At 66.3% G+C, this 22,363-nt stretch carries 21 protein-coding genes; 14 read left to right on the forward strand and 7 right to left on the reverse strand.

What is annotated here, in order from left to right:
- Nucleotides 1-18: 18 nt before the first annotated feature.
- Genes rsmB through def form a run of 3 tightly spaced genes read right to left on the reverse strand, consistent with a single transcriptional unit; the run spans nt 19 to nt 2,844 of the window.
- Complete coding sequence (gene rsmB / locus LW136_RS00100) at nt 19-1,341, reverse strand: 16S rRNA (cytosine(967)-C(5))-methyltransferase RsmB (RefSeq protein WP_234174326.1); 1,323 nt, start codon at nt 1,339-1,341, stop codon at nt 19-21.
- The gene (fmt, locus tag LW136_RS00105) at nt 1,338-2,282 is read right to left on the reverse strand and encodes a methionyl-tRNA formyltransferase (RefSeq protein WP_014818506.1); all 945 of its coding nucleotides are present in this window, start codon (nt 2,280-2,282) and stop codon (nt 1,338-1,340) included. Before fmt ends, rsmB begins: the two co-directional genes overlap by 4 nt.
- A gap of 55 nt (nt 2,283-2,337) precedes the next feature.
- Nucleotides 2,338-2,844, reverse strand: coding sequence for a peptide deformylase (def, locus tag LW136_RS00110; RefSeq protein ID WP_014818507.1), 507 nt, complete (start codon nt 2,842-2,844; stop codon nt 2,338-2,340).
- A 148-nt stretch (nt 2,845-2,992) separates the two neighbouring features.
- Here def and LW136_RS00115 point away from each other — a divergent pair, with 148 nt between their 5' ends.
- The 3 genes from LW136_RS00115 (at nt 2,993) to tsaC (ending at nt 5,936) form a co-directional block, all read left to right on the forward strand.
- The gene (locus LW136_RS00115) at nt 2,993-4,018 is read left to right on the forward strand and encodes a LysM peptidoglycan-binding domain-containing protein (RefSeq protein ID WP_234174327.1); all 1,026 of its coding nucleotides are present in this window, start codon (nt 2,993-2,995) and stop codon (nt 4,016-4,018) included.
- A gap of 86 nt (nt 4,019-4,104) precedes the next feature.
- On the forward strand, nt 4,105-5,202 hold the full coding sequence (gene dprA / locus LW136_RS00120; protein WP_234174329.1) for a DNA-processing protein DprA: 1,098 nt from the start codon (nt 4,105-4,107) through the stop codon (nt 5,200-5,202).
- Between the two features lie 176 nt (nt 5,203-5,378).
- Nucleotides 5,379-5,936, forward strand: coding sequence for an L-threonylcarbamoyladenylate synthase type 1 TsaC (tsaC, locus tag LW136_RS00125; RefSeq protein WP_234175301.1), 558 nt, complete (start codon nt 5,379-5,381; stop codon nt 5,934-5,936).
- 55 nt (nt 5,937-5,991) lie between these two features.
- Here the strand turns inward: tsaC and LW136_RS00130 are convergent, their stop codons facing one another.
- A complete protein-coding gene (locus LW136_RS00130; protein WP_234174330.1) occupies nt 5,992-6,969 on the reverse strand; it encodes an NADPH:quinone reductase in 978 nt (325 codons plus the stop codon).
- Nucleotides 6,970-7,122: 153 nt separating this feature from the next.
- Between LW136_RS00130 and hemF the strand changes: the two genes are divergently transcribed.
- Entirely contained in the window at nt 7,123-8,040 is a 918-nt protein-coding gene (hemF, locus tag LW136_RS00135; protein WP_041013095.1) for an oxygen-dependent coproporphyrinogen oxidase, read from the forward strand.
- A 43-nt stretch (nt 8,041-8,083) separates the two neighbouring features.
- The gene (gene aroE / locus LW136_RS00140) at nt 8,084-8,896 is read left to right on the forward strand and encodes a shikimate dehydrogenase (protein WP_234174332.1); all 813 of its coding nucleotides are present in this window, start codon (nt 8,084-8,086) and stop codon (nt 8,894-8,896) included.
- Here aroE and LW136_RS00145 read toward each other — a convergent pair.
- Both LW136_RS00145 and LW136_RS00150 read right to left on the reverse strand, forming a co-directional pair.
- A complete protein-coding gene (locus tag LW136_RS00145; RefSeq protein WP_234174334.1) occupies nt 8,893-9,504 on the reverse strand; it encodes an NAD(P)-dependent oxidoreductase in 612 nt (203 codons plus the stop codon). The genes aroE and LW136_RS00145 overlap by 4 nt on opposite strands.
- 12 nt (nt 9,505-9,516) lie before the next feature.
- Nucleotides 9,517-9,825 (reverse strand): ElaB/YgaM/YqjD family protein, encoded by a 309-nt coding sequence (locus LW136_RS00150; RefSeq protein WP_003282345.1) that lies wholly within the window; start codon nt 9,823-9,825, stop codon nt 9,517-9,519.
- A gap of 234 nt (nt 9,826-10,059) precedes the next feature.
- Between LW136_RS00150 and pbpG the strand changes: the two genes are divergently transcribed.
- From pbpG to LW136_RS00185, 7 genes are all read left to right on the forward strand, one after another.
- Nucleotides 10,060-10,998: a D-alanyl-D-alanine endopeptidase gene (pbpG, locus tag LW136_RS00155; protein WP_042925900.1), complete on the forward strand. Its 939-nt coding sequence runs from the start codon at nt 10,060-10,062 to the stop codon at nt 10,996-10,998.
- Between the two features lie 154 nt (nt 10,999-11,152).
- Nucleotides 11,153-11,545, forward strand: a complete 393-nt coding sequence (locus LW136_RS00160) for a DUF2946 family protein (RefSeq protein WP_046621973.1) — start codon at nt 11,153-11,155, stop codon at nt 11,543-11,545.
- Between the two features lie 120 nt (nt 11,546-11,665).
- Nucleotides 11,666-13,714, forward strand: coding sequence for a TonB-dependent receptor (locus tag LW136_RS00165; RefSeq protein WP_234174335.1), 2,049 nt, complete (start codon nt 11,666-11,668; stop codon nt 13,712-13,714).
- Nucleotides 13,715-13,719: 5 nt separating this feature from the next.
- Nucleotides 13,720-15,273 carry a PepSY domain-containing protein gene (locus tag LW136_RS00170; protein WP_234174337.1) on the forward strand — a complete coding sequence of 518 codons (1,554 nt, stop codon included), beginning with the start codon at nt 13,720-13,722 and terminating at the stop codon, nt 15,271-15,273.
- Nucleotides 15,274-15,330: 57 nt separating this feature from the next.
- The gene (treS, locus tag LW136_RS00175; RefSeq protein ID WP_102833131.1) at nt 15,331-17,400 is read left to right on the forward strand and encodes a maltose alpha-D-glucosyltransferase; all 2,070 of its coding nucleotides are present in this window, start codon (nt 15,331-15,333) and stop codon (nt 17,398-17,400) included.
- A gap of 79 nt (nt 17,401-17,479) precedes the next feature.
- Nucleotides 17,480-18,085, forward strand: a complete 606-nt coding sequence (locus LW136_RS00180; protein WP_234174338.1) for an eCIS core domain-containing protein — start codon at nt 17,480-17,482, stop codon at nt 18,083-18,085.
- A gap of 105 nt (nt 18,086-18,190) precedes the next feature.
- Nucleotides 18,191-18,376, forward strand: coding sequence for a hypothetical protein (locus LW136_RS00185; RefSeq protein WP_234174339.1), 186 nt, complete (start codon nt 18,191-18,193; stop codon nt 18,374-18,376).
- 16 nt (nt 18,377-18,392) lie between these two features.
- Here the strand turns inward: LW136_RS00185 and pgm are convergent, their stop codons facing one another.
- Complete coding sequence (pgm, locus tag LW136_RS00190; protein ID WP_234174340.1) at nt 18,393-20,057, reverse strand: phosphoglucomutase (alpha-D-glucose-1,6-bisphosphate-dependent); 1,665 nt, start codon at nt 20,055-20,057, stop codon at nt 18,393-18,395.
- 259 nt (nt 20,058-20,316) lie between these two features.
- On the opposite strand from pgm, the gene LW136_RS00195 reads away from it, so the two are divergent.
- Nucleotides 20,317-20,514, forward strand: a complete 198-nt coding sequence (locus tag LW136_RS00195) for a DUF2934 domain-containing protein (RefSeq protein ID WP_234174342.1) — start codon at nt 20,317-20,319, stop codon at nt 20,512-20,514.
- Nucleotides 20,515-20,698: 184 nt separating this feature from the next.
- The gene (locus LW136_RS00200; protein WP_234174343.1) at nt 20,699-22,180 is read left to right on the forward strand and encodes a YdgA family protein; all 1,482 of its coding nucleotides are present in this window, start codon (nt 20,699-20,701) and stop codon (nt 22,178-22,180) included.
- Nucleotides 22,181-22,363: the final 183 nt, after the last annotated feature.

A 22,363-nucleotide genomic window follows, 5' to 3' on the forward strand; every position in this document is an offset into this window, starting at 1 on the left:
CTGCGCCGGGATTTCGACTCACCCACTGACACCACGTGGCTGCGCCGCGATCTTGATCAGCTTGGCATAGTAGAAGCCGTCGTGGCCGCTCTCCTGCGGCAGCAGCTGGCGACCATGCGGCTGCTGCAGGCCGAAGCCGCCCGGGAGGTCCAATTCGCGCGCGCCGGGCGTGCGTTCGAGGAAGGCGCCGATCACCTCGCGGTTCTCGGTCGGCAGCACCGAGCAGGTGGCATAGAGCAGGATGCCGCCGACGTCGAGGGTCGGCCACAGCGCATCGAGCATCTCGCCCTGCAGCGCGGCAAGGGGGGCGATGTCATCGGCCTGGCGCGTCAGCTTGATGTCCGGATGGCGGCGGATCACGCCGGTGGCCGAACAGGGTGCGTCGAGCAGGATGCGCTGGAACGGCTTGCCATCCCACCAGCGCTCGGTGGCACGGGCGTCGTCGGCGACCAGTGCGGCGTTGAGCTGCAGGCGCTCGAGGTTTTCCCGAACGCGCACCAATCGCTTGGGTTCCAGATCCAGCGCAATCAGCCCGGCCAATTGCGGCTCGCGTTCGAGCAGGTGACAGGTCTTGCCACCCGGTGCGCAACAGGCGTCCAGCACGCGTTGGCCCGGCGCCAGGTCGAGCAGCGAGGCGGCCAGCTGTGCGGCTTCATCCTGCACGCTGACCCGCCCTTCGGCAAAGCCCGGCAGCTGATGTACGTCGCACGGCGCAACCAGGCGAATGCCGTCCTCACTGAACTCGCACGGATGGGCGTCGATTCCAGCGGCCTGCAACTCAGCCAGATAGGCGTCGCGGCTGACCTGGCGGCGATTGACCCGCAACATCATCGGCGGATGGGCATTATTGGCCGCGCAGATGGCTTCCCAATGTTCGGGCCAATGCGCCTTGAGCGCCTTCTGCAGCCAGCGCGGATGGGCAACGCGAATCACCGGGTCGTGTTCCAGCTCCGCTAGCATCGCTTCGCCCTCACGCTGGGCGCGGCGCAGCACGGCGTTGAGCAGGCCCTTGGCCCAGGGCTTCTTCAGCTTGTCGACGCAGCCGACGGTTTCGCCGATGGCGGCATGGGCCGGGATGCGGGTATGGAACAGCTGATACAGACCGACCAGCAGAAGGGCTTCGACATCGCGATCGGCAGCCTTGAATGGCTTCTGCAGCAGCTTGTCGGCCAAACCTGCCAGGCGCGGATGCCAGCGCGCGGTACCGAAGGCCAGGTCCTGGGTCAGGCCGCGGTCGCGCGCGTCCACCTTGCCGAGTACCTCGGGCAGGCTGCTGCCCAGCGAGGCCTTGCCCGAGAGCACGACACTTAGCGCACGGGCTGCGGCCAGGCGCGGGTTCATTGACCGAGCACCAGGCCAGGGGCGAACTGCTCGCGGCGGCTGTTGTACAGGTCGCCGAAGCCAAGCGACTTGCCGCCGGGCAGTTGCAGACGAGTCAGCGACAATGCGCCTTCACCGCAGGCAACGGTCAGCCCTTCCTTGCTCGCTTCGAGAATGCGTCCGGGCTCGCCCTGGCCTTCGCCTAGGCGTGCCGCGTGAATCTTCAGCGTTTCGCCATTCAGCGTGCTGTGGCAGATCGGCCAGGGGTTGAAGGCACGGATCAGCCGCTCCAGCTCGACGGCCGGGCGAGTCCAGTCGATGCGCGCCTCGTCCTTGCTCAGCTTGTGCGCATAGGTGGCGAGGCTATCGTCCTGCACATCCCCTGTCAGCGCGCCGTCGGCCAGGGCGTCGATCGCCTGCACCACCGCCTGCGCGCCGAGAATGGCGAGACGGTCGTGCAGCGTGCCGCCGGTGTCGTCGTCAGTGATCGGCGTGCTGACCTTGAGCAGCATCGGACCGGTGTCCAGGCCCGCTTCCATCTGCATCACGGTGACGCCGGATTCGCTGTCACCGGCTTCGATCGCTCGCTGGATCGGCGCGGCACCACGCCAGCGCGGCAATAGCGAGGCATGGCTGTTGATGCAGCCCAGGCGCGGCAGGTCGAGCACCGCTTGCGGCAGGATCAGGCCGTAGGCGACCACCACCATCAGGTCCGCCTGCAGGTCCGCCAATTCCGCCTGCGCCGCCGGGTCACGCAGCGTCTGTGGCTGGAATACCGGAATGTCGTGCTGCACGGCGAGCTGCTTGACCGGGCTGGGCATCAGCTTCTGGCCGCGGCCTGCGGGGCGATCCGGCTGGGTGTAGACGGCAACGATCGATTTGCCCGCGTCGAGCAGGGCTTGCAGATGCTGAGCGGCGAATTCCGGGGTGCCGGCGAAAACGATGCGCAAGGGCTGGGTCATGAGGGCTCGCTAACAAAAAAGGCTTGCGTAGCAAGCCTTCGGGATTCGGGAATGATCAAGCCTGCTGGCGATGGATCTTTTCCAGCTTCTTCTTGATCCGGTCGCGCTTGAGGCTGGAGAGATAGTCGACAAACAGTTTGCCGTTGAGGTGATCGCATTCGTGCTGGATGCACACCGCGAGCAGGCCTTCGGCGACCATCTCGTAGGGTTTGCCGTCACGATCCAGCGCCTTGATCCGCACTTTCTGCGGACGGTCGACGTTCTCATAGAAGCCCGGTACCGACAGGCAGCCTTCCTGGTACTGGTCCATCTCGTCGGTCAGCGATTCGAATTCGGGATTGATGAAGACTCGCGGCTCGGACCGGTCTTCGGACAGGTCCATCACCACCACGCGCTTGTGCACATTGACCTGCGTCGCGGCCAGGCCGATGCCTGGAGCCTCGTACATGGTCTCGAACATGTCGTCGATCAGCTGACGGATCTCGTCATCGACCACATCCACCGGTTTGGCGATGGTGCGCAGCCGCGGATCGGGAAATTCAAGGATGTTCAGAATGGCCATATGCGTTTGTGATGCACTTATGGAATAAAGTCAAAAGCCGCTGCTAAGATGCCGAGCAGCATGGAAAACGGCTTAATGCCGCGATCCAAAAGGGTTCCGCGGCGCTAGGGCGCTTTACGTGAAGGCACATAATAAAGGGATTCACCACATGAGGAAATCACTACTCGCCCTGCTGCTGGTGGCCGTCGGCGGGCTCGCCCAGGCCGCGGTGCAGCTCAAGGACAACCATCCGGAGCGTTATACGGTGGTGAAGGGCGACACACTCTGGGACATTTCCGGCCGCTTCCTGCGCGAACCGTGGAAATGGCCGGAGCTGTGGCATGCCAACCCGCAGATTGCCAACCCTCATCTGATCTATCCCGGTGACACCCTGAGCCTGGTCTACGTCGACGGCCAGCCGCGTCTGGTGCTCGACCGCGGCGCCTCGCGCGGCACCATCAAACTGTCGCCGACCGTTCGCACCACGCCGATGGCCGAAGCCATTCCGACCATTCCACTGGAAGCGATCAACAGCTTCCTGCTGAGCAACCGCATCGTCGACACCGCCGAGCAGTTCCAGGGTGCGCCCTACATCGTCGCCGGCAACGCCGAGCGGGTGGTCAGCGGCGCGGGCGACCGCATCTACGGCCGCGGCAGCTTCGAAGAAGACATGCCGGCGTACGGCATCTTCCGCCAGGGCAAGACCTACGTCGATCCGGAAACCGGCGAATTTCTCGGTATCAACGCCGATGACATCGGCACCGTGGACATCGTCGAAGTCGAAGGCGATATCGCCACCATGCACCTGACCCGTACCACCCAGGAAGCCCGCATCGGCGATCGTCTGTTCCCCAGCGAGGAGCGTGCGGTCAACTCGACGTTCATGCCCAGCTCGCCTGAGACGGAGGTGGACGGTGTGATTCTCGATGTACCGCGCGGCGTTACCCAGATCGGCCAGTTTGACGTGGTCACCCTGAACAAGGGCGCTCGCGACGGTCTGAAGGACGGCAACGTGCTGGCAGTCTACAAGACCGGCGAAACCGTACGTGACCGCGTGACGGGTGAGAACGTGAAGATTCCGGACGAGCGTTCCGGCCTGCTGATGGTGTTCCGCACCTACGACAAGCTCAGCTACGGCCTGATACTGCAGGCCACCCGCTCACTGGCGGTGAGCGACAAGGTCCGTAACCCCTGAAACAAGAGAGCCCCGCGAATGCGGGGCTTTTTCATGCTGCGACAGCACCGCACGGATGCGGTGCAAAGAGACAAGGAGTGTTTGCCATGCCTGCCATTTCCCTTGCCGAGCTGGAAGCCCGGCTGCGTCTGCATCTATTGCCCGAACTCGGCCCACGCCGCCTGCGCAAGTTGCTGAGCGCCTTTCCCGATGCCGCATCGGCGTTGAGCGCGCCGGCCAGTGCCTGGCGGTCGCTGGGATTGCCGGCCAGTTGTGCCGAGCCACGACGCAGCGCCGACATCCGCGAGCGTGCCAGTGCCACCCTTGCCTGGCTGGAGCAGCCGGACCGGCATCTGCTCTGCTGGGACGACCCGAACTACCCCGCCTTGCTGGCTGAACTGCCGGATGCGCCACCGCTACTGTTCATTTCCGGCGATCCCGGCTTGCTCGAGCGACCCCAGCTGGCGATGGTCGGCAGCCGCCGCGCCTCGCGCAATGGTCTGGACAATGCCCGAGCGTTCTCCCGCAGCCTGGCCGGTGCCGGCTTCGTCATCACCAGCGGGCTGGCATTGGGCATTGATGGTGCCGCGCATCAGGGCGCGCTGGACGCCGGCGGCAAGACCGTCGCGGTGCTCGGTACCGGTCTCGAACGGCTATATCCGCAGCGTCACGTCGGCCTCGCCCAGCAGATCGTCGACGAAGGCGGTGCGCTGGTGTCCGAGCTGCCACTGGACTGCCCACCGCAGGCGAGCAACTTTCCGCGGCGCAATCGCATCATCAGCGGCCTGTCGCTGGGCGTGCTGGTGGTCGAGGCAAGCCCGTCGAGCGGTTCGCTGATCACCGCGCGACTCGCTGCCGAGCAGGGCCGCGAGGTCTACGCGATTCCCGGCTCGATCCATCATCCCGGCGCCCGAGGCTGCCATCAGCTGATTCGCCAGGGCGCGGCGCTGGTGGAGTCGGTCGAGGATGTGCTCGAAGCCCTGCGCGGCTGGCAGCGCGTCGACTTGCCCGACGGCGAAGGCCCGGCGCCGAAGCAGTCGGACAACCCCCTGCTGCGCGAGCTGCTGGCCGCCCCGCGCAGCAGTGAAGCACTGGCCATGGCGCTCGATCAGCCGCTGGGGCAGGTGCTGGCGCAGCTGACCGAACTGGAAGTCGACGGGCTGGTGGCCTGCGACAACGGCTTCTGGACGGCGATCTCGCGCTAGGCGGAGCTGAGTCGCACAGCAGACCTGTCGTGCGCCTGCCGATTCACGCCCTGTTGTTTGCGCGCTCGAAATGCGGAGGGTCTGTTGCAGGCTGTTGCGAATCGACCGCCCAGCCCCCTGCTCGACGGCAGATGCCTTGGGTAAACTGCCGGCTTTTCATTCAGGCAGAGGTCGGCATGATCGGCGATTGGCGTGTGCAGCAAGTGGCGCGGGTGGTTCGCGCCGGCGGAGTGATCGCCTACCCGACCGAAGCGGTCTGGGGCGTGGGTTGCGACCCATGGGACGAAGAGGCGGTGCTGCGTCTGCTGGCGCTCAAGGAGCGGCCGGTGGAGAAGGGCCTGATCCTGATCGCCGACAGCATCGAGCAGTTCGACTTCCTGCTGGACGATGTGCCCGAGCGCTGGCTCGACCGCCTGGCTGCTACCTGGCCGGGGCCGAATACCTGGTTGGTGCCGCATCGCGGTCGCTTGCCGAAGTGGATCACCGGGCGGCACGACAGCGTCGCGCTGCGGGTGACCGATCATCCACTGGTCACGCGGCTGTGTGCGTTGACCGGCCCGCTGGTCTCGACGTCCGCCAACCCTGCCGGCCGTCCAGCAGCGCGCTCGAGGCTGCGGGTCGAGCAGTATTTCCCGCGTCAGCTCGACGCCGTGTTCACCGGCCCGCTGGGTGGGCGACGTAACCCAAGCGTTATTCGCGATCTGCGCACGGGCGAAGTGATTCGTCCGGCCTGAGTCGGCGGTGAAAACCCGCTGTGCGGCTGTCCCTATAAAGGCAGCCGCCGCGGCGTCAGGGCAGCAGAATAGTCGATCCGGTGGTTTCCCCTGCCGCCAGTTTGCGCTGGGCTTCGGCGGCTTCGCTGAGCGGGTAGCGCTGGCCGATCTCGACCTGAATCCTGCCGCTGCCGATCATCTCGAACAGTTCATCGGCCATGGCCTGCAGACGTTCCGGCGTGTCAGCGTAGCCGGCCAGAGTTGGCCGAGTGACGAACAGAGAGCCCTTCTGCGCCAGCACACCCAGGTTCACCCCGGTGACGGCCCCGGAGGCGTTGCCGAAACTGACCAGCAGGCCGCGCGGGGCGACGCAGTCCAGCGAGATTTCCCAGCTGCTTTTGCCCACCGAGTCGTAGACCACCGGGCACTTCCTGCCTTTGGTCAGCTCCAGCACGCGCTGCACCACGTCCTCGCGAGTACGATCGATGGTGGCCCAGGCGCCCAGGGCCTTGGCTCGCTCGGCCTTTTCCGCCGAGCCCACCACCCCGATCAACTGCGCGCCGAGTGCGCGCGCCCACTGACAGGCGATCAATCCGACACCGCCGGCGGCGGCATGGAACAGCACCGTCTCGCCGGCCTGCAGCGAGTGGGTCTGGCGCAGCAGGTACTGGCAGGTCAGGTCCTTGAGCATCACTGCGGCAGCCTGCTCGAAGCTGATGGAGTCCGGAAGCTTGACCAGATGCCGAGCCGGCAGCGTGTGGTGCTCCCCGTAGGCGCCGAGCGGGCCGGTGGCATAGGCGACCCGGTCACCCGGCTGCAGGTGCTGCACACCCTCACCCACCGCATCGACCACACCGGCACCCTCGGTGCCCAGCCCGGATGGGAGGCTCGGCGGCTGATACAGACCGCCGCGGAAATAGGTGTCGATGAAGTTCAGGCCGATGGCATGGTTGCGCACCCGCACTTCGCCTGCAGCCGGCGCGCTGAGCGGCATATCGACCTGTTCCAGGACTTCGGGACCGCCGTGCTGGCTGAATTGGATGCGCTGGGACATGTCGGGCTCCTGGTCATTGAAAGAGGGTCTATCCAACCCGCCGGGGCTGCGTTCGTCAATCGGCTGAATGCTATGCTTGCCGGCCGACCCCGTTTCAAAGCACCGCCCAGTCGCGCCTCAAGGGCTGCGTGCGGTCATTCGCAAGGTGATTTCGTGAACCACAGGACCGAAGCCGTCAAAGCCTATCTGCTCGATCTGCAGGACCGCATCTGCGCTGCGCTGGAGGCCGAAGACGGCGGCGCGCGCTTCGCCGAGGACGCCTGGACGCGGCCCGGTGGCGGCGGTGGCCGGACGCGGGTGATCGAGAACGGCGCACTGATCGAGAAGGGCGGGGTGAACTTCTCCCACGTGCATGGCGACAGCCTGCCGCCGTCGGCCAGCGCTCATCGCCCGGAGCTGGCTGGGCGCGGCTTCGAGGCGCTTGGTGTGTCGCTGGTGATCCACCCGCACAATCCGTATGTGCCCACCTCCCACGCCAACGTGCGCTTCTTCATCGCCGAGAAGGAAGGCGAGGAACCGGTCTGGTGGTTCGGCGGCGGCTTCGACCTGACGCCTTATTACGGCGCCGAGGAAGACTGCGTGCACTGGCACCGGGTCGCGCGGGACGCCTGTGCGCCGTTCGGTGCGGATGTCTATCCGCGCTACAAGGAATGGTGCGATCGCTATTTTCACATCAAGCACCGCCACGAACCCCGTGGTGTCGGCGGGCTGTTCTTCGACGACCTGAACCAGTGGGACTTCGACACCAGTTTCGCCTTCATGCGCGCAGTCGGCGATGCCTACCTCGACGCCTACCTGCCCATCGTTCAGCGGCGTAAGGCCACGCCGTTCGGCGAGCGCGAGCGGCAGTTCCAGCTGCTGCGCCGCGGCCGCTACGTCGAATACAACCTGGTCTATGACCGCGGCACGCTGTTCGGTCTGCAGTCGGGCGGGCGTACCGAATCCATCCTGATGTCGCTGCCGCCGCAAGTGGCCTGGGGCTATGACAAGCACCCCGAGCCGGGCACGCCGGAAGCGCGGCTGACCGAGTATTTCCTGCAGGACCGCGACTGGCTCGCCGAGCAGCCCTGACCGTCGATTGCTACCTGTATCCAACACCGCGCAAGGATCACCCATGGATCGCTACGGCGTCTTCGGCAACCCCATCGGCCACAGCAAATCACCGCAGATTCACGCCCTGTTCGCCGCGCAGACCGGCCATGTGCTTTGCTACGAGGCACTGCTGGCGCCGCTGGACGACTTTCCGGGGTTCGCCCGTACATTTTTCCGGGACGGTCAGGGCGCCAACGTCACCGTGCCGTTCAAGGAACAGGCCTATGGGATGGCCGATCAACTCACCGAGCGCGCCCGCCGTGCCGGCGCGGTGAATACCCTGAAGAAGCTCGAAGACGGCCGCCTGCTCGGTGACAACACCGACGGTGCCGGGCTGGTGAGCGATCTGCTGAACGCCGGTGTATCGCTGGCGGGCCAGCGCATTTTGCTGCTCGGCGCTGGCGGGGCCGTGCGTGGCGTACTCGAGCCGTTGCTGGCGCAAAAGCCCGCGGCGCTGATCATCGCCAACCGCACGCCGAGCAAGGCCGAACAGCTGGTGCAGGAATTCGCCGAACTGGGGCCGCTGTCCGCCAGCACCTTCGCCGATCTTGCCGAACCGGTTGACCTGATCATCAATGGCACCTCGGCCAGCCTCGGCGGCGAACTGCCACCGCTGGCCGATAGCCTGATCCGGCCAGGTCAGAGCTTCTGCTACGACATGATGTACGCCGCTAGGCCCACGGCGTTCTGCCAGTGGGCGGCAGCGCTGGGTGCGGACACCCGGGACGGGCTCGGCATGCTGGTGGAGCAGGCGGCGGAGGCGTTCGAACTGTGGCGCGGCGTACGCCCGGACACGGCGCCGGTGCTCGCCGAACTGCGTCGGCAGCTTAGCTAGCCGCTGAAGTGAATGCGCTGATGAATGTGCTGGGGGGTTTCCAGTTCATCGACGATGCCGGCGGCGATGCGCTGCAGATCCCGATAGGGATTGGCGTCACCCTTGCCAGCCGCTTCGGCCAGCGCCTCGATGGTCAGCTGGTTACCGGCTGACGGCGCGTCTACCAGCGTCCAGCGCAGCGGATGGGCTATCAGCCGTTGCAGGGCAGCCTCGACCTCTGGCTGCAACTCGATTGCCGGAAAGTCGGCAACCAGCAGCAGGCGTTCGACCTTGGCGCGCTCCAGCCCGAGCAACAGCGCCTCCACTGCCTGGTAGAAATCGTGCTGGGGCGACTCCCCGGTAACCGTATCGGCACCCGGCAGACGCGGCGTCTGAAACAGACAGACCACCGCATCCATCCCGGCCACGCTCTCGCTGACGCTCACTGCATCGAACGGATCGCCCGGCTTGGTCCGCAGACCTGGCCGGGCGGCTATCGAATTGAGGTCGTCGAGCAATGCCACGGCCTCATGCTGGCGGCTGAGCAGCTCCACCAGCAGCGCGCTGCCAAGGTCGTCGTGAGCGCCGTAAAGGGCGAACTTCAACCGCGGCGTTTCGGCATTGAGCATGACGGCTGCCGATCAGCGACGGGTGATCAGATAGCCGATCACGGCAAAGGCGCCCGCGGCCAGAGCCAGGGTACCCAGCGGATGCTCCTTGGCGCATTCGCGCGCAGCACGGCTGGCTTCGCGGGTGCGTCGGGAGATATCGGCATAGTGCTCATCCCAGTCGTTGTCGTGCCAGAGTGACTCGGCACGCGAACGCAGTGCGCTCAGGCGCTTGCGCGAGTCGTGGGCGGCATCGTGCTTGAGCTCATCGAGCGCGCGCATCAGGCTGTCGATCTCGTGTTGGACTTCTTCGCGGGTGGTGGCTTTGCTGAAACGGGACATGGTGGGACCTCCCCTCGGTAAGTGTGGTTGTTTGACTCCGAAAACAGGCAGAGGTGCGGCCCGATCTTTGCGCGCAACATCGGCCGGATCGTCACGCGGCCGCTCTGGCGCTGCTCTTCCGACGAACCGCTCATCGGAAAGAGGCGAGCCTGCGGGCGATTCCCTATACTGGCGAAACGTCTACCACGTCGCATTCAGCGCATTTCGCCCTTCCATCGCGGGGAAACACCCATCGTGAACTTTCGTCGTACCCTCGCCAGTCTGCTGTTCGCCTGCCTGGCCTCGTTGCCGGCCATCCACGCCCAGGCCGCCAAGCCGGCCGTTCAGGAACTCGCCTCCGGCAGCGCCCTGCTGGTCGATCTGAAGACCAACGAAGTGCTCTACTCCAGCAATCCAGACATGGTGGTGCCGATCGCCTCGGTGACCAAACTGATGACCGCCATGGTCGTGCTGGACGCCAAGCTGCCTCTGGATCAGGCGCTGCCGGTGACCATCCGCGATGCCAGGGAGATGCAGGGCGTGTTCTCCCGCGTGCGTATCGGCAGCGAGATCAGCCGCCGCGAGATGCTGCTGCTGACCCTGATGTCTTCCGAGAACCGCGCCGCCGCCAGTCTTGCCCACCACTATCCGGGTGGCTACTCGGCCTTCATCCAGGCGATGAACGCCAAGGCGCGGGCGCTGGGCATGACCCGCACACATTATGTCGAGCCTACCGGGCTGTCCGAACGCAATGTCTCCAGTGCCAATGACCTGGTCAAGCTGATCCGCGCCAGCCGCCAGTACGCGCTGATACAGCAGTTCAGCACCACCGACGAGAAGACCGTCGCCTTCCGCAAACCCAACTACACCCTCGGCTTTCGCAACACCAACGCCCTGGTGCGCAAGAACAACTGGGACATCCAGTTGAGCAAGACCGGTTTCACCAATGCCGCCGGGCATTGCCTGGTGATGAGCACCACCATGAAACAGCGGCCGGTGGCGTTCGTGGTGCTCGATGCGTTCGGCAAGTACACCCATATGGCCGATGCCAACCGCCTCAAGAAGTGGCTGGAAACCGGCACCGTGACCCCGGTACCCGCCGCCGCGCTGGCCTACAAGCAGCAGAAGCAGGCCCAGCGCCAGCTGGCCGGCCAACCGGCGGACGCTGCCCAAGCGCTGCTGAAAACCCGCTGAGGTCTGCCGTTCGCTGCGTGACGATGGCGTCGCGCAGCGAACCTGACCGGCAGGCCTGACGATCAGCGAACATTCTTGAGTTTGCTCAACTCTTTTTGCTGAGAGTCGTTCCTATCATGAACGCCATTCGCACCCGCGCCTGATCGGATCGTCGATGACACGCCGCCGCCTTCCCGCCTGGCTCGCCAGCCTGGCCCTGCTGATCCATCTGCTGAGCATGCCGCTGTCGGGCCTGTTGCCGGCAGAGAGCAAGCGGCTGCTCGGCTGGAGCGGACATTGCCCGTTGATGCAGGCACAGCTGCAGCAGTCGCACGCACTGCACGGGTCGGCGGAGCATGGCGAGCATGAACCGGCAACCCATGGCGGGATGCCGCCGTGCTGCTGCTGCGCCGGCTCGATGGGCCTGGCAGCGCTGCCCGGCGCCGCACCGCTGCTACCGCAGGAAATTCGTGGCGGCCCGGTCCTCGCTGTCGAAGCAGGCGCCCATCGGCCGTCGCCACGGCAACAATGGCCGGCCCTCAATCCTCGCGCCTCCCCCCTCGCCTGACGCCGCTGGCGTCACCCTTCGTTGCTTCGCCTGAACTGTCTGCACCGACCACGGTGGTGCTGGCGTTTGCCTGCGGCTATTCGCCGTGCGGCCCTGTCTGTTGCACAAGGAACATGTGAGATGCTCGATCATCCTGCGCACCCTTCGCGGCGCTCTGCGCTGCCACGTCTTGTTATCGCGGCCCTGGCCGCTGCCTATCTGCCGGCAAGCCTTGCCGATACCGCCGCCTCCGCGCTGTCGCTGGGCAGCAGCACCGTCACCGCCACCCAGTCGGGTGGTGGTCTGTCGACCAGCAGCGTGATCAGCTCGGTCGATCTGCTCGGCGGCGACATTCTCGAACAGCAACCGGTGCTCTACAGCTGGGAGCTGTTTCGTCGCGCGCCGGGAGTGATGCTCACCGAGTTCGGCCAGGGCACCAGCTCCGGCAAGCTGTCCTTTCGTGGCTTCAACGGCGAGGGCGAGGTCAATGCGGTCAAGCTGCTGATCGACGGCATCCCGAGCAACAGCAACGACGGCAACATGCCCTATCTGGACATGCTGTTTCCGCTGGAGATCGACGGCATCGAGGTGGTGCGTGGCACCAACGATCCGCGCTACGGCCTGTACAACATCGCCGGCAACGTCGCCGTGCAGTCGCGCATCGGCGGTGACTACGGCAAGGCGCGGCTGCGCTACGGCAGCTACGACACCCAGGAGCTGCAGCTGGCCAAGGGCATCGAAAGCGGCAACTGGACGCAGAACTACTTCATCGGTCAGCAGAAGAGCGATGGCTACCGCGACCATGCCGGCAGCGAGCGCACCAGCCTGTCCGGCAAATGGTTCTACACGCCGGACGCCGGCAACTGGCGCCTTGGCCTGATCGCCCGGCATTACGAGGCCGAGGCCGACGAGCCGGGTTACCTGTCCCGCGAGGACGCGCGGCACTCGCCCCGTCAGTCCTACGCGCTGTCATCCAGCGACATGGGCGAGCGGCGCATGAATCAGCTCAGCCTGCATCTGGACAGCCAGCTGGCCAGCGATCTCAGCTGGGCGACCAAGGTCTGGCTCAACACCCTGGACGACGACCGCTGGGTGCGTTTCTCGCAATCGGCGCCACAGCAGCGGCGTACCAGTGAGGAAAAGCACTACGGCGCCCGCACCTCGCTGACCTATCGCCCGGACGTGTCCTGGCTGCATGACCTGGCCATTGAAGGCGGGCTCGACACCGAGCAGCAGCGCAACCGCAGCGAGCGCTACACCACCGTCGAGCGCCATGCCGTGACCCAGACCCGCGACCAGCGCTTCGACTACGACAGCTACGGCGCCTACCTGCAGGCGGTGATCCAGCCGGTCGAGTCGCTGAAGATCATCCCGGCGTTTCGCGTCGACCGCATCGAGGGCGACTTCACCGATGAGCTGAGCGGCAACGATTACGCGATCAACGACTACGGCAGCATCGAGCAGCCGAAGATCAGCCTGATCTACACCCCCATTGAGCAGCTGAGCCTGTATGGCAACTGGGGCCGGACCTTCCAGATCGGCACCGGCGCGGCCGCCTACAAGGTGCCGCCACGCACCAGCGATCTCTCGCCGTCGATCAACGATGGCTGGGAAGCCGGCATCAAGTTCAGCCCGGCGCACTGGATCGACGGCCGCATCGCCTACTGGGAGCAGGTGGCCACGGACGAGGTGCGGCGTCGGCTCAACGACCCCAGCGGTGAATCGGAGAACCTCGGGCAGACTCGCCGCTGGGGCTACGACGCCCAGCTCAACCTCTACCCCGCCAGCGATCTGAATCTGTGGCTGGCGCACTCCTGGCAGTTCTCCGAAATCGAGAAGGCCGACCCGAGCCTGCCGGCCAGTCAGGGCCAGCAGATCGACCACGTGCCGCAGCGGCTGTACTCGGCCGGCAGCAGCTACCAAGCGACGCCGGACCTGCAGCTCAGCGCCTGGCTCAACGGCCAGACCGACTACTACCTCGAACGCGAGAACACCCAGGGCAAGTACGGCGGCTACGTGCTGTTCAACCTGGGCGCCAGCTATCAGCTGACCGAGCAGCTGGCCGTCGACCTGCAGCTGAAGAACCTTACCGACCGCTATTACGAGTACGTCTGGTTCGACGGCGCGCAAACCCTGCATGCGCCGGGTGATGGCCGCGCGCTGTATGCGGCCGTGACCCTGGACTTCTGACTGGCATGAAACGCTATCTGTACCTCGCACACCGCTGGCTGGGCATCGGGCTCGGTCTGTTCGTCCTGCTCTGGATCGTCAGCGGCGTGGTGATGCTCTTCGTCGGCTACCCCAAGCTGACGCCAGAGGAGCACCTGTCACGCCTGCAGCCGCTAAGTGCCGATTGCTGCGTCGCACCAGGCGCAGCGCTTGCCGCCAGCGCAGACCCGCGCACGCCGCTCAGCCTGCGTCTGACCGGTGCCGGTGGCTCGCCGCGCTACCTGCTGGACTACGGCGACGGCCCGCTGCTGGCGGTGGACGCGCGCAGCGGTCGGCGCATCGAGCGCATCGGCCCTGCCGAGGCGCTGGCCAGCGCGGGGCAGTTCGCCGGTGCCGGGGTGCACTTGCTCGACCAGGTCGAGGAGGATGCCTGGACGCGCAACCACGCCCTGGCTCGCGAGCGACCGCTGTATCGCGTACAGGCGGACGATGCGGAAGGGCATCTGCTGTACGTCTCCAGCCATACCGGGCTGGTGGTGCGCGACGCCACCGCCCACGAGCGCGCCTGGAACCTGCTGGGCGCCTGGCTGCACTGGATCTACCCGTTGCGTGAAGTCATGCCGAAGGCGATCTGGTCGGTGGCGCTGGTCTACGGTGCGCTGCTGGCCGCGGTGCTGGTGCTGCTGGGCATGGCGATCGGGCTGCTGCGCTGGCGCTTCGCCGGTCGCTACCGCAACGGCTCGCACTCGCCCTACCCGGCTGGCGCTGGCCGCGTGCACCACGTTGGCGGGATGCTGGTCGGCGTGGCGATGCTGGTCTGGCTGGTCAGCGGCATCCTGTCGATGGAGCCCTGGGGGCTGTTCGAGAAACGTTCGACCGTCGATGCCGCCGCGCTAAGAAAGGCGCCGCTAAATGCCGAGGCGCTGGATTCGGATCTGGCCTCCGCGCTGGCCCGATTCCGCCAGGCTGGTATCGAACCGGTGGAGCTGCAGTGGCAGGTGCTCGGCGATCAGCACTATCTGCTCGGTATCGATGCCGGGGGTGAAACACGCATTCTGCTCGCCACCCATTCCGAGCCGGCACAGGATCGCCTTGAGCGCGCCCTGCTGGAACGCGAGGTCCGCCAGGCCTGGCCGGAGCAGTCGCTGCATTTCGACTGGCTGGAACACGAGGATTTCCACTACTACGCCCGCAGCGAACCGAGCCTCTACAGCCATCTGCCGCGCCGCTTGCCGCTGCTACGGGTGCGTTTCGACGATCCGGCCGCGACCTGGCTGCACATCGATCCTTACAGCGGCGCCCTTATCGAACAGCTCGACCAGCGCCGGCGTGCCGTGCGCTGGGTGTTCAAGCTGCTGCACAGCTGGGACTGGCTGCCCTTGCTGCAACGGCCGCTGCTGCGTGACGGCCTGCTGCTGGCATTCAGCGCCGGCATGCTGGTGATCGCCGTCAGTGGCGTGCTGCTGGGCTGGCGCCGCCTGCGTGGTCGGCCACGGCGCGTCAGGCCACGGGCCGCGCCGGATGCCCGGTCGTCGCGGCTGGTCGGGACAACTTCGGCGGACGATTCGATGCAACGATGACGGAACACCCGACTCAAACGACTACATTTCCCTTAGCACAGCGGGAACCGACGTCGAATGAGCACCCCAGACGATAGCTATATCCAGTGGCTGGTGGACCAGTCCATGTTGCACGCGGCGCGCGAGCGGTCGCGCCTCTACGCCGGTCAGGCGCGGCTCTGGCAGCGGCCCTACGCCCAGGCGCGGCCGCGCGATGCCAGCGCCATCGGCTCGGTGTGGTTCACCGCCTATCCGGCAGCCATCATCACCCCCGAGGGCAGCTCGGTGCTCGAAGCGCTGGGTGACGATCGCCTGTGGAGCGCGCTCTCCGAGCTGGGTGTGCAGGGCATCCACAACGGCCCGATGAAGCGTTCCGGGGGCCTGCGCGGTCGCGAATTCACGCCGACCATCGATGGCAACTTCGACCGCATCAGCTTCGATATCGACCCGAAGCTGGGCACCGAAGAGCAGATGCTGCAGCTCAGCCGGGTCGCCGCCGCGCACAACGCCATCGTCATCGACGACATCGTCCCGGCGCACACCGGCAAGGGCGCCGACTTCCGCCTCGCGGAAATGGCCTACGGGGACTACCCGGGGCTGTACCACATGGTGGAGATCCGCGAGGAGGACTGGGAATTGCTGCCCGAGGTGCCGCCGGGACGCGATTCGGTCAATCTCGAACCGCCGGTCGTTGATCGCCTGCATGAAAAGCACTACATCGTCGGCCAGCTGCAGCGGGTGATCTTCTTCGAGCCCGGCATCAAGGACACCGACTGGAGCGCCACCGGGGAAGTCACCGGGGTCGACGGCAAGGTCAGGCGCTGGGTCTACCTGCACTACTTCAAGGAAGGCCAGCCCTCGCTGAACTGGCTCGATCCGACCTTCGCCGCCCAGCAGCTGATCATCGGCGATGCCCTGCATGCCATTGATGTGGCCGGCGCCCGCATGCTGCGCCTGGATGCCAACGGCTTTCTCGGTGTCGAGCGAAGGGCCGAGGGCACCGCCTGGTCCGAGGGCCATCCGCTCTCGGTCACCGGCAACCAGCTGCTCGCTGGCGCGATTCGCAAGGCCGGTGGCTTCAGCTTCCAGGAGCTGAACCTGACCATCGACGACATTGCCGCCATGTCCCACGGCGGCGCCGACCTGTCCTACGACTTCATCACCCGTCCGGCCTACCATCACGCGCTGGTGACCGGCGACACCGAGTTCCTGCGCATGATGCTGCGTGAGGTGCACGCCTTCGGCATCGACCCGGCCTCGCTGATCCATGCGCTGCAGAACCACGACGAGCTGACCCTGGAGCTGGTGCATTTCTGGACCCTGCACGCCTACGACCACTACCACTACAAGGGCCAGACGCTGCCCGGCGGGCATCTGCGCGAGCTGATCCGTGAGGAGCTGTACGAACGGCTGACCGGCGAGCATGCGCCCTACAACCTCAAGTTCGTCACCAACGGCGTGGCCTGCACCACCGCCAGCGTGATCGCGGCAGCGCTGAACATTCGCGATCTGGACGCCATCGGCCCGGCTGAAGTGGAGCAGATCCAGCGCCTGCATATCCTGCTGGTGATGTTCAATGCCATGCAGCCCGGCGTGTTCGCCCTATCCGGCTGGGATCTGGTCGGCGCCCTGCCGCTGGCGCCGGAGCAGGTCGAGCACCTGATGGGCGACGGCGACACGCGCTGGATCAACCGTGGCGGCTATGACCTGGCGGACCTCGCACCCGAGGCGTCGACGTCCGCCGAAGGTTTGCCGAAAGCCCGCGCCTTGTACGGCAGCCTGGCCGAGCAGCTGCAGCACGGCGGCTCTTTCGCCTGCCAGCTCAAACGCATCCTCAGCGTGCGTCAGGCCTACGACATCGCCGCGAGCAAGCAGATCCTGATTCCCGATGTGCAGGCGCCGGGGCTGCTGATCATGGTTCACGAGCTGCCGGCCGGCAAAGGCGTACAAATCACCGCACTGAACTTCAGCGCCGAGACCATCAGCGAAACCGTCTGCCTGCCCGGCGTAGCGCCCGGCCCGGTGGTGGACATCATCCACGAGCGCGTGGAAGGCGACCTCACCGAGAACTGCGAGCTGACCTTCAACCTCGACCCCTACGAAGGCCTGGCCCTGCGCGTGGTGAGCGCGGCATCGCCGGTGATCTGAAGGCCCTCTTCGCGAGCCCCGGGCGCACGGCTATAGTGCGCACCGGCCCGGGGCTCGCCCTCGCCTTCGAGGACTTCGCGTGTCGTTCACCCCGCTTCTTCGCCGCCTTTCCCTGCTGCTCGCCTGCATGGCATGGGCCGGCGCTCCGGCTCTTGCACAGACGGCCTGCCCGCCTGGCCAACAGCCAATCTGCCTGAGCGGCAGCTGCCTCTGCGTGCCCGGCTCGGCCAGCGATACCCAGGCCGTCTACGACCGTGTGCAGCGCATGGCCGCGCTGGCGCTGCAGAACTGGATTCAGCAATCGCGGGATCGCCTGATGGCCAGCGACGTCGAGCCGATGCCGCTGCATATCCGTTCGCAGCTCGAACCGTTCTTCGATCTCGCCGTGCTGGAAAGCGCGCACTACCGCGTCGGCGACGAAGTGGCGCTGAATGCCGGCAACACCCTGCTGCGCAATCCGGACGTCAACGCCGTGACCCTGATCGACGTCATCGTCTTCCGCCACGCCAGCGATGCGCAGGACAACGTCGCGCTCTGGGCCCATGAGCTGAAGCACGTCGAACAGTATCTGGATTGGGGCGTCGCCGAGTTCGCCCGACGCTACACGCTGGATCATCGCGCCGTGGAACAGCCGGCCTATGCGCTGGAAATCGAGGTGGAAAAGGCGCTGGATGCGCGACCCTGAGCGGTCGCTCGCGTCGCAGCGGATGCTCGGCGCCCGGTTTCAGCGGATCGCATCGGCCGCGGCGCAGTCAGATGCCAGACAGCACCCGCCAACAGGAGCCGCGGCATGAGCGTGAGCCTGACCAAGCTCGAAGGCGACGACATCCCCGAACATCTGCGCCACCCGGATATCGCCAGGGTCTATCGGGTCACCGATGTCCATGGCAACAGCCGTTACCTGACCGACGCTGTCGAAGCCGCGCAGCTGGCGGTCAGCATCAGTGACCGCCAGCAGCTGGAGCCCGACGCCTGAGGCCGGGCCCTGTTTCTCAGCCGGCCAGTACCGAGTCCACCAGCGCCTTGGCCTCGGCCTGGATGCGCGCCAGGTGCGCTTCGCCTTCGAAGCTCTCGGCGTAGATCTTGTAGACGTCCTCGGTGCCGGACGGCCGCGCGGCAAACCAGCCGTTTTCGGTTTCCACCTTCAGCCCGCCGATGGCCGCGCCGTTGCCCGGTGCCTCGGTGAGGATGCGCGTGATCGGCTGACCGGCCAGCTCCTTGGCACTCACCTGCGAGGCAGAGAGCTTGCCCAGGCGCGCCTTCTGCTCGCGGTTGGCCGCGGCGTCGATGCGCTGATACACCGGCGCGCCGAAGCGGTCGGTCAGCGCCTTGTAGCGCTCGCTTGGGTCCTTGCCGGTCACTGCGGTGATCTCCGCGGCGAGCAGGCCGAGGATCAGTCCGTCCTTGTCGGTGGACCAGGCGCGGCCCTGCTTGTCGAGGAACGAAGCGCCGGCCGATTCCTCGCCGCCGAAGCCCAGGCTGCCATCCATCAGGCCGTCGACGAACCACTTGAAGCCCACCGGTACCTCCACCAGCCGACGCTCGATGCCGGCGGCGACGCGGTCGATCATCGACGAGGACACCAGCGTCTTGCCGATGCCGGCCTCGGCGCTCCAGCCCGGGCGATGGGTGAACAGGTATTCGATGGCCACGGCCAGGTAATGGTTGGGGTTCATCAGGCCGCCGGAGCGGGTGACGATGCCGTGGCGGTCGTGGTCGGTGTCGCAGGCGAAGGCCACGTCGAAGCGGTCCTTGTTCTCGATCAGCCCGGCCATGGCATGTGGCGAGCTGCAGTCCATGCGGATCTTGCCGTCCCAGTCCAGGCGCATGAAGCGGAAGGTCGGGTCGACCACCGTGGACAGCACCTCCAGCGGCAGGCCGAAGCGCTCGGCGATGCGCGGCCAGTAGTGCACGCCGGCGCCGCCCAGCGGGTCGACGGCGAACTTCAGACCCGAGCCGCGGATGGCGTCGAGGTCGATCACCCGCTCCAGCCCGCCGACATAGGCGTCGATGAAATCGAAGCGCTGGGTGGTCGAGGCCTTCAGCGCCTGGCGGTAATCCATGCGCTTGACGCCATCGAGTCCGGCGACCAGCAGCGCATTGGCGCGTTCCTGAATCCACTTGGTCACACCGGTGTCGGCCGGGCCGCCATTGGTGGGGTTGTACTTGAAGCCGCCATCGCCCGGTGGGTTGTGCGAAGGCGTGATGACGATGCCGTCGGCCAGCCCGCTGCTGCGGCCGCGGTTGTAGCTGAGGATCGCGTTGGAGATCGCCGGGGTCGGCGTGTAGCCCGGCTCGCCGCTGGTTTCCGGGCAACCGGCGTCGATGCGCGTCTCGATGCCGTTGGCTGCCAGCACTTCCAGCGCCGAGATGAACGCCGGTTCGGACAGCGCGTGGGTGTCCATGCCCATGAACAGCGGGCCGTCGATGCCTTCCTGGCGGCGGTAATCGCAGATCGCCTGGGTGGTGGCGAGGATATGCCACTCGTTGAAGCTGCCCTTGAGCGAGGAGCCGCGGTGCCCGGAGGTGCCGAACGCCACCTGCTGCGCCGGGTCGGACGGGTCCGGCCGGTCGCTGTAGTAGCGCGCCACCAGGCGCGGCAGGTGGGTCAGGGTGTGCGGGTCGGGCAGGCGTCCTGCGTTGGCGGCGATACTCATCGGTCAGTCCTGTGCGAAAAGGCGGTACGCCGGCCCAGGCGGGCGTGGCGCGAAGCGAATGAAACGCCAGTCGGCGCCATTTATCCAGAGCTTCGACCGCATCAGCGCCGGCGGTTCCATGCGCGATGTTATCCAGCCTGCGACGCCACGGCGCAACCAGGGCCATGCGCGCTCGTCGCCCCGCCGGAACCTCCGCCACAGCCCCCTTTCCACTGCTTAGCGGCTCGCGTTCGCGAGCCCGTGACCAGGAGGTTGTCACATGAACGTCGACGAACGAATCCGCCAGCGCGCCTATGAAATCTGGCAAGCCGAAGGCCAGCCGGAAGGCAAGGAAAGCGAGCATTGGCAACAGGCCCGCGAGGAAATCGAACCCTTCTACAAGGAAGGCGACGCCGAGGCCGGCAGTGTGGAAAGCAGTGTGGCGATACCCGTGCCAAAATCGGACAACATGCATTAACCACGCAGGCAGGGCGGCGAAGGCGCAGCAGGCGTCGTCCCGCCCGAATCTGCTGCCACGTTCTCACCCTTCCCATCCTCTGCCCCGGCGCGCTGGAGCCTGCCGCTGCGCGCTGCTAGAGTGCCGCCGCTTGCCAACCACCGGCTGACAGGACGTCTGCCCAGCCACCGCACAGGATGCCTCCATGAAAAAGCTCGCACTCGCCGTTGCCGTACCTCTGGCCCTCTTCGGCGCCGCCACCTTCTACACCAGCACCCAGGTCGAATCGACCGCCCGTGATGCCGTCGACCAGGCCAACCTCAAGCTGCGCGAGATGGGCGTCGGCGCCGGTGCCGAGGTCGGCCTCACCCTGCTCAGCTTCGAACGCGGCCTGCTCTCCAGCACCGCGCATTACCAGATCGACATCGAAGTGGCGGACGACGAAGGCAACACCGAACACTACGCCCTGCTGCTGCAGGATCGCCTCGAGCACGGTCCCTTCCCCATGTCGCGCCTGACCCGTGGTCAGCTGATGCCGGTCGCCGCGCAAAGCCATTTCGAACTCGAACGCACGCCGCTGACGCAAAAGCTGTTCGACGCTGCCGCCGGCGAAGTGCCGCTGGTGGGTGACGTGACCATCGGCTACGACGGCGGCCAGGCCGGCGACCTGCGCACCGCCGCGCTGAACATCAAGGACGAAGACGGCAGCGTGCGCATCGCACCGGCCAACCTCAACTTCGAGGCGAACAAGGCCGGCAGCGACGTACGCATGGACGGTGAACTGGCGGAAGTCGACATCGACCTGCAGCGCAGCGACAGCGGCCAGCCGGTACAGGTGAGCCTGCGTGGCATCGGCCTGAGCGCCGACAAGCAGGACTATGACGCGGGCTTCGGCTTCGGCCCGTCCGCCATCACCCTGGAACGCATGGAGATCAAGGCCGGCGACGAACCTGCCGTGGTCATCCAGCAGGCCTCCGTCGAGGAGTCGCTGAGCCGCGGCAGCCGTGGCCTCGACCAGACCATCGCCTACCGCATCGGCGAGGTCAGCGCCAAAGGCCAGACTTTGCGCAACCTCGCCCTCGCCTTCAGCCTGCGCAACCTCGAGGAAAGCAGCCTCAAGGCGCTGGTCGCGAGCTACAAGGAAATTCTCGACAGCAGCGCCACCCCGCAGGAATCTTTCGCCGGCATGACCGCCGCCCAGCAGCAGGAGCTGCAGGCGCATGGCCTGCAGCTGCTGGAACACAAACCCACCCTGGCCCTCGACGAGTTCGGCTTCGAAACCGCTCACGGCTCGGCTCGCCTGTCCGTCGTGCTCGACCTGCAATCGCCGAGCGCAGACGCCTTCACCCCGGACGCGATGATCACCAGCATGCTCGCCTCGCTCAAGGCCGACGCCGGTATCGACAAGAACCTGGTGCGCGACATCGCCGGGCTGGTCGCGCAGAACAACCAGCCTGACGGCCAGCTCGACCCGGCGGCACTGCAGCAGGAAAGCGATGCCGCCACCGAGCTGTTCAGCGGCATGGCGCTGGACACCGGCTGGTCGCGCCTGGAAGGCGAACGCCTGGTCAGCTCGCTGCACTACGCCGACAACCGGGTGACCTTCAATGGCCGGGAAATGAGCGTGCAGGAGTTCATCGGCTTCGCCTTCGGCTCGGCACAGAGCGCCGGCCTGCTCGGCCAGTAAGCGCCAGCCTGCGGATGCGTCCGCAGTAACAGAAATACCCCGCGGCCCTGTTCAGCACCTCGCTGGGCAGGGCCGTCTGGTTCTGGGCCGGCTGCGGCCAGCCCGACCCGCTTCATCATCCTGAACCGCCCTTCCCCAGCCGGCCATGCGACCGCGATCCGCGCGACCGCTGCCTGCATCGCA

The sequence above is a fragment of the Stutzerimonas kunmingensis genome (assembly GCF_021432085.1).
Classification (GTDB): domain Bacteria; phylum Pseudomonadota; class Gammaproteobacteria; order Pseudomonadales; family Pseudomonadaceae; genus Stutzerimonas.